Source organism: Acidovorax sp. GW823-FHT02H02 (assembly GCF_058797075.1).
On the sequence record NZ_JBXAJH010000010.1, the window covers coordinates 167,804 to 174,115 of the forward strand.

The following is a 6,312-nucleotide window of genomic DNA, read 5'->3' on the forward strand; positions in this document are numbered from 1 at the left end:
GCACAGCCATCCGCCCCCATCCGATTTCCTGACGCAGGCGGCATTAAGGCCATGGAACATGCCGGGCCGTCTTATGGTCTATGGACTTTGGTAATGCTCAACGTGGCGGTCTTCGCCATGTTCACCTTCGGTTTCTTTCAACCGGCAAGCGCGCGCGATTGGCGCAGCTTTGGTGCCTTCACCCCACCTTTATCGTCGCGCTGTCCGTGGATGTGTATGGATTTCCGCTGACCATCTACTCCCTGTCAGGCTGGCTCGGCCAGAAATTCCCGGGCGTGGACCTGCTCAATCACGATGCGGACCATCTGCTGGAACGGCTGTTCGGTTGGGACGGTGCCCCCCACAACGGCAAGGGCGCCTTGCGCACACTGGCGTGTATGCTCGGATCCGGCACCCTCGATATGTCGCGTTTGTGCTGATCATGCTTGGCTTTCTCCGCCAATGGCCGACGCCATGGACGTTGTTGATGTTTCCCGTGCTGGCGGTGATGTATGTACGTCTGGCACAGAACGAGGGACGAGATAGTGCGCGTCGTTTCGGTGAGGCGTGCACAGAATGTGCGCGAAGCGTGTCCCGCTTGATTCCCTGCTGGGGTGTCATGGCGGCCGTGGGTGGCAGAACGAGTGGCAGAGCATGATCAGGGACAGGAAATCGGTGAGGCTGTGATGAGAGTGAAGTCGCTGGCGACGTGGTTTGCAGGTATGACAGCCGTGCTGTTGGCCGCAGGAGCCGGGTACATCTACCTGCGCAACAGCAGCCTGCAACCACCGGCAGCGCCGCATCGCCTGCGCCCCGATGACGCGCAGGTGCTGCATGCCGGCGCAGGCCTATACCTGCAGCACTGTGCGGTTTGCCATGGAGCCAAGGGCGAGGGTCAACCGGATTGGCGCGACCGTGGAACGGATGGCCTCCTGCCCGCGCCACCCCACGATCCCAGCGGCCATACGTGGCACCACCCCGATGAGCAGCTCTTCGCCATCACCAAGCAGGGGTTGGTCCGGCTCATCAATCAACCCGATTACCGAACCGCAATGCCTATCTATGAAGGCGTGTTGAGTGACGATGAGATCGTGGCGGTCCTGTCTTGGATAAAGGCGCAGTGGCCGGCGGAGATACGGCAGCGCCACGACGAAATCAACGCCCAGTACCGCAAGTCTCTGTCCCGATAGCAATTCGGTCGCGTGGTGGTACTCATCGCCATTGCCGCCTTCTTTGTCTGGGGGGGTCGCTCCGGAACCTCGTTGGGTGTTTGGTTTGATCAATGCCGTGGCCGTGCTCATCATCGCGTGCCCGTGAGCGCTGGGGCGGGTCACGCCCATGTCGGTGATGATCGCCACCGGCCGTGCCGCCACCCAGGGTATGCTGTTCCGCGATGCGGGCGCCAGCGTGACGCACTTGGCCGTGGATGGTCGGCTCGCCGGCCTTCTGGCCGTGACCGACCCCATCCAGGTCACCACGGCGGACGCCATCCATACCCTGCACGCCAGCGGTCTGCGCATCGGGCCACCGGGGACGGCCTGACCACAGCCAAGGCCGTGAGTGCAAAGCTGGGCATCGACGAAGTGCACGGCGAGACAAGTCCGCGGACAAACTGGCACTCGTGGAGCGGCTCCAAAAAGACGGCCATGTCGTGGCCATGGGTTCAGCTGCAGCGCGGATGCTGCGGGCAGCACTTGCAGCAGATGGCGGAAAAGTAATCTACCGGCCATTCTTCTATCAGTCCTGCCCGAGCAGAATGCCCCGCATGGCATTCATCGCGTGGCTCGGCCTCGACCCGCGCAAACGATATCGATGAGAGACATCGGCGCCATCGCAGCAGCGAGCTCCTGCAGTTCCTCCGCACCATCGAGGCCAATGTACTCAGCGATCTGGACGTGCCTCTGGCAATGGACAACTATGGGACGCACAAGACCGCGCACATCCGCAAGACTAGCGCGGAGTCAGGGCCGACAGGCGCTCCCGCGTTACCTGCGCCACGTCTTTGAGCCAGGGTTGTGCCGCCCAGTGCCTGGCGGCAAAAGCATTGATCTGCTCGGCATAAGACAGCGACGCTCCAATGACGTCCAGTCCTTGCAAGAACATGCGCTGATGCCGGTCCGAGAGCGTGAAGCCCGCCTGATGTTGTGCACTGCGCACCAGGCGCTGCTGCACGTCGATCTCCAGTGCCAACGGACCTGACAGTTGCGCAGCTTCGTGCATGAAGGCCTGCACCTCCGCCTCCGGCACCATGGCCAGCAGCAGCCGGTTGTTCAATGCATTGGAGTAGAAGATTTCGCCAAAACTCGATGCCACCACGGCCTTGAAGCCGTATTGCTGCATGCCCCACACCGCATGCTCGCGGCTGGAACCACAACCGTAATTGGAGCCCGCAATCAGCACATCCACCGCCGCATAGGCAGGTTGGTTGAGCACGAAGTCCGGGCGCGGCTGGCCTGCGCTATCGAAGCGCAGGTCGTACAGCAAGCCGGGTGCCAGGCCCGACTTGTCTATGCCGCGCAGAAACTGCTTGGGCATGATCTGGTCGGTGTCCAGGTTGGGCGTGGCCAGCACGGCGGCGTGGCCGTACAGCACCGTGTTGTCGGTGGGGGTTGCGGTGCGGGTAGTCATGCGTGAAGTGTCTCCAGGGTGCGCACATCGGTGATGTAGCCGGTAACGGCCGCGGCTGCGGCCATGGCCGGGCTCATGAGGTGGGTGATGGCCCCCCTGCCCTGGCGGCCCTCGAAGTTGCGATTGGTGGTGGAGGCACAGCGCTGGCCTGGTGCCAGCACATCGTCGTTCATGGCCAGGCACATGGAGCAGCCGGGTTGGCGCCATTCAAAGCCCGCAGCCTGCAGGATGCCAGCAATGCCCTCAGCCTCGGCCTGGGCCTTCACGGCGCCCGAGCCGGGCACGACCATGGCGCGCACGCCTGGCGCCACATGGCGTGTGCCCACCACCTTCACCACTTCGCGCAGGTCTTCGATGCGCGCGTTGGTGCACGAGCCGATGAATACATGCTGCACGGGCACCCCCTGCAGGGCCTGCCCCGCGCCGAGCGCTGTATAGCGCAATGCTTGTTCTGCACTGCTGCGCTGCACAGCATCAAGCATGCTGGCGGGCTGTGGCACGGTAGCGTTGATGGCCATAGCCTGGTCGGGGCTGGTGCCCCAGGTGACAAAGGGGGCTACCTCACTCGCATCAAATCGGTGCTCCACCTCAAACACGGCATTGGCGTCACTGTGCAGGGTGGCCCAATGCGTCAGTGCACGGTCGCGCAGATCGTCAGTAATGTCGGTGGCGCGGGCCAACACGTAGTCCACTGCCTTGTCATCTGGCGCAATCAACGCACCGCGGGCACCCGCCTCCACCGCCATGTTGCACAGCGTGAACCGCGCCTCCACGGACAGGGCGCTGATGGCGCTGCCGCAAAACTCCACGGCATAGCCGCGCGCGCCCTGGGCGCCGATGCGACTGATGACCATGAGGATCAGGTCCTTGGCCGTGGTGCCCAGCGGCAGACGCCCATCCACACGGATGCGCATGTCCTTGGCCATGCGATAGACCAGGGTCTGCGTGGCCAGTACATGCTCTACCTCGGAGGTGCCGATGCCAAAGCCCAGGGCCCCCAGCGCGCCATAGGTGGTGGTGTGGCTGTCGCCGCAGATGATGACCATGCCGGGGCGCACCATGCCATGCTCTGGCGCGACCACATGCTCGATGCCCTGCAGGGGGTCGTTGGTGTCAAACAGCGGGATGTGGTGGCGGTCACAGTTGGCCTTGAGGTTGCTGGCCTGCAAGGCCGACGGCGGGTCCTGGATGATGCGGTGGCGCACTGGATGGGTGGGAATGATGTGGCTCACCACGGCGACGTTCTGGCCCGGCACGGGCACGCCGCGCCCAGCCTCGTGTAAGCCAGCAAAGGCCTGGGGGCTGGTGTATTCGTTCATCAGGTGCAGGTCGCAAAACAGCAGCACGTTCTGTTCGTCCAGAGCCGCCACGGTGTGCGAGGCCACCAGCTTCTGGTAGAGGGTTTGGCCGGGTAGAGAGGGGTGGGTCATGCGTCGGTTTCCAACAAGAAAGGCAAGGCGGCTGCCAGCAGGGCGTCGGGCGCCTCTTCGGCGATGTAGTGACCGCAGGGCAAGGCGTGGCCACGCACGTTGGCCGCCACGCGTTGCCACTCGGCCAGCGGCTTGAAGCATCGGTGCACCACGCCCTGCTCGCCCCACAGCGCCAGCAGCGGCATGCCAAGCCGGTGTCCTGCGTCGCGGTCGGCACGGTCATGCACGAGGTCAATGCCTGCGGCAGCGCGGTAGTCTTCGCAGATGCCGTGGGCGGCGCCAGGTAGCGCCAGGCAGCGGGTGTACTCGGCCAGTGCCCGTGCATCGAACGGCGCCAGACCCGCGCTGCGGCGGCCCATCACATCGCGGATATAGGCTGCCGGGTCGGCCTCTATCAGCCGCTCAGGCAAAGGGGCTGGCTGGATCAGGAAGAACCAGTGCCAGTAGGCGCGGGCAAAGGCGTCGCTGGTCTGCTCGTACATGGCCAAGGTGGGAGCAATGTCCAGCAGCACCATGCGGCGCACGGCACCGGAGTGGTCTGCCGCCAGCCGGTGCGCCACGCGTGCACCCCGGTCATGCGCCAGCACCGCAAAGCGGGAGTGGCCCAGGTGCTGCATCACCGCCAGCATGTCGGCGGCCATGGTGCGCTTGCTGTAGTTGGCGTGGTCCGCATCTCCCGCAGGCTTGGCCGATTCACCATAGCCCCGCAGATCCGCCAGCACCAGCGTGAATTGCCGTGCCAGCGCAGGCGCCACCTTGTGCCAGATGGCCGAAGTCTGGGGGTGCCCATGCAGCAGCAGCAAGGGAGGGCCATTGCCGCCGACCAGCGTCTGGATGTGTTGGCCGTCGGGCGTGGGGATGCGCTGCCGGACAAAGCCGGGGAACAAGGGGGTGTCGGTCATCGGAGCTAACGTGGTTCGGTCGGCCGGTGAGGCGCATCATTCGGTGGTGATGCCGCGCTCCTTGATGAGCTTGGCCCACAGAGGCATTTCCTTTTCCAGTCTGGCGCGGGCTTGCTCCGGGGTGGAAGGCATCGGGTCAAAGCCGTCCTTGGTCATGCGTTCTTTCAGCGCCACGGTGCCGAGCGCCTGGTTCAGGGCGGTGTTGAGCTTGTCGATGACGGGTTTTGGCGTGCCCGCCGGGGCGAACACGATGAACCAGGTTTCAAACGAATAGTTGGGCAGACCCGCCTCGGCAATCGTGGGCACATCGGGCAGCAGGCCCGAGCGCCTGGGGCCCGTCACCCCCAGGGCGCGCAATTTGCCGGCCTGTACATGCGGCTGTGCCGCCGACAGCACCGGAAAACTCAGCGCCACCTGGCCCGATATGGTGTCGATCATCGCCGGGCCGCCGCCCCGGTAGGGAATGTGCACGATGGGCACGCCCGCCACCGCCTTGAACAGCTCGGCAGACATATGAAAGGTGCTACCCGGCCCGGCCGAGCCATAGGAATACTTGCCCGGTTGCGCCTTGAGCAGCGCCACCAGTTCCTGGATGTTCTTTGCTGGCAGGCTATTGTTGACCACCAGGACATGCTGCGAGCTGGCCACCAGACCGATGGGGGTCAGATCTTTGAGGGTGTCGTACGGCATCTTGGCCGTGAGCGCGGGGTTGATGGCCAGCGATACGGTCTGCAAGCCGATGGTGTAGCCATCGGGCGCCGCCTTTGCCACCATGTCCACCCCGATGTTGCCACCCGCACCACCCTTGTTCTCGATGAAGATCGAGCCTCCCAGCGCCTTGGCCCATTCATCGCTCACCAGCCGTGCGGCAATGTCGGCACTGCCGCCGGGCGCATAGGGCACCACCAGCTTGATGGCCTTGGTGGGGTAAGCCTGCGCCAATGCCGCGGCAGAAAGCAGCGCAAACGCCGCTGTGACCGCCGAGCGACGGATCAGGGAGGGCCAGACGTGGATTTGGTTCATGGGGTTGTCTCCTGCATATGGTTGTTGGGTGCTTTCTGAGGCGCATCTTATGGGGGCGGATTCAAAAGTGAAGTGCAACACCTGCCAACCTGTAAGGTCAGCAGATGCACTCCTCCCCTTCGCAGTACCGCCAGCTCCAGCCTGAAGACCGCGCCACCATCGCCAGCCTGAAGCAGCAGAACCAGGGCGTACGTGCGATTGCACGGCAATTGCAACGCTCGCCCGCCACCATCAGCCGGGAACTGAAGCGCAACGCCTATTCATCTGGCTATAGCAGCGCCCAAGCCCAGTGCCTGAGCCTGCAGCGCAGGCGCGGCGCCAGGCCTGCGGTCAAACTGCACCCCGATTCG

At 64.2% G+C, this 6,312-nt stretch carries 6 protein-coding genes and 2 pseudogenes; 4 read left to right on the forward strand and 4 right to left on the reverse strand.

Features of this window, described 5'->3' with window-relative positions:
* The first annotated feature begins 51 nt into the window (after positions 1 to 51).
* The 3 genes and pseudogenes from AC1RDS_RS12695 to AC1RDS_RS12705 form a co-directional block, all read left to right on the forward strand.
* Positions 52 to 637: pseudogene (locus tag AC1RDS_RS12695) on the forward strand (methyltransferase family protein).
* Positions 638 to 665: 28 nt separating this feature from the next.
* On the forward strand, positions 666 to 1,169 hold the full coding sequence (locus AC1RDS_RS12700; protein ID WP_092701598.1) for a c-type cytochrome: 504 nt from the start codon (positions 666 to 668) through the stop codon (positions 1,167 to 1,169).
* A pseudogene (locus AC1RDS_RS12705) lies at positions 1,170 to 1,690 on the forward strand (HAD family hydrolase); the annotation flags it as partial. It abuts the gene before it with no gap.
* Positions 1,691 to 1,929: 239 nt separating this feature from the next.
* Here AC1RDS_RS12705 and leuD read toward each other — a convergent pair.
* The 4 genes from leuD to AC1RDS_RS12725 are packed head-to-tail and all read right to left on the reverse strand — an operon-like array spanning position 1,930 to position 5,962.
* Positions 1,930 to 2,607 (reverse strand): 3-isopropylmalate dehydratase small subunit, encoded by a 678-nt coding sequence (gene leuD / locus AC1RDS_RS12710; protein ID WP_348682507.1) that lies wholly within the window; start codon positions 2,605 to 2,607, stop codon positions 1,930 to 1,932.
* Positions 2,604 to 4,037 (reverse strand): 3-isopropylmalate dehydratase large subunit, encoded by a 1,434-nt coding sequence (gene leuC / locus AC1RDS_RS12715; protein WP_348682505.1) that lies wholly within the window; start codon positions 4,035 to 4,037, stop codon positions 2,604 to 2,606. Before leuC ends, leuD begins: the two co-directional genes overlap by 4 nt.
* Entirely contained in the window at positions 4,034 to 4,939 is a 906-nt protein-coding gene (locus AC1RDS_RS12720; RefSeq protein WP_348682504.1) for an alpha/beta fold hydrolase, read from the reverse strand. The genes leuC and AC1RDS_RS12720 overlap by 4 nt, the downstream gene beginning before the upstream one ends.
* 36 nt (positions 4,940 to 4,975) lie before the next feature.
* Positions 4,976 to 5,962: a tripartite tricarboxylate transporter substrate binding protein gene (locus AC1RDS_RS12725; protein ID WP_092701608.1), complete on the reverse strand. Its 987-nt coding sequence runs from the start codon at positions 5,960 to 5,962 to the stop codon at positions 4,976 to 4,978.
* A 104-nt stretch (positions 5,963 to 6,066) separates the two neighbouring features.
* Between AC1RDS_RS12725 and AC1RDS_RS12730 the strand changes: the two genes are divergently transcribed.
* On the forward strand, positions 6,067 to 6,312 hold a 246-nt coding region (locus AC1RDS_RS12730), incomplete at its 3' end, for a helix-turn-helix domain-containing protein (protein WP_492227067.1).

What these genes read in the sequence shown, in the direction of transcription:
- AC1RDS_RS12700 (WP_092701598.1), top strand. Translation starts at nt 666, where the DNA reads ATGAGAGTGAAGTCGCTGGCGACGTGGTTTGCAGGTATGACAGCCGTG.
- leuD (WP_348682507.1), bottom strand. Translation starts at nt 2,607, where the DNA reads ATGACTACCCGCACCGCAACCCCCACCGACAACACGGTGCTGTACGGC.
- leuC (WP_348682505.1), bottom strand. Translation starts at nt 4,037, where the DNA reads ATGACCCACCCCTCTCTACCCGGCCAAACCCTCTACCAGAAGCTGGTG.
- AC1RDS_RS12720 (WP_348682504.1), bottom strand. Translation starts at nt 4,939, where the DNA reads ATGACCGACACCCCCTTGTTCCCCGGCTTTGTCCGGCAGCGCATCCCC.
- AC1RDS_RS12725 (WP_092701608.1), bottom strand. Translation starts at nt 5,962, where the DNA reads ATGAACCAAATCCACGTCTGGCCCTCCCTGATCCGTCGCTCGGCGGTC.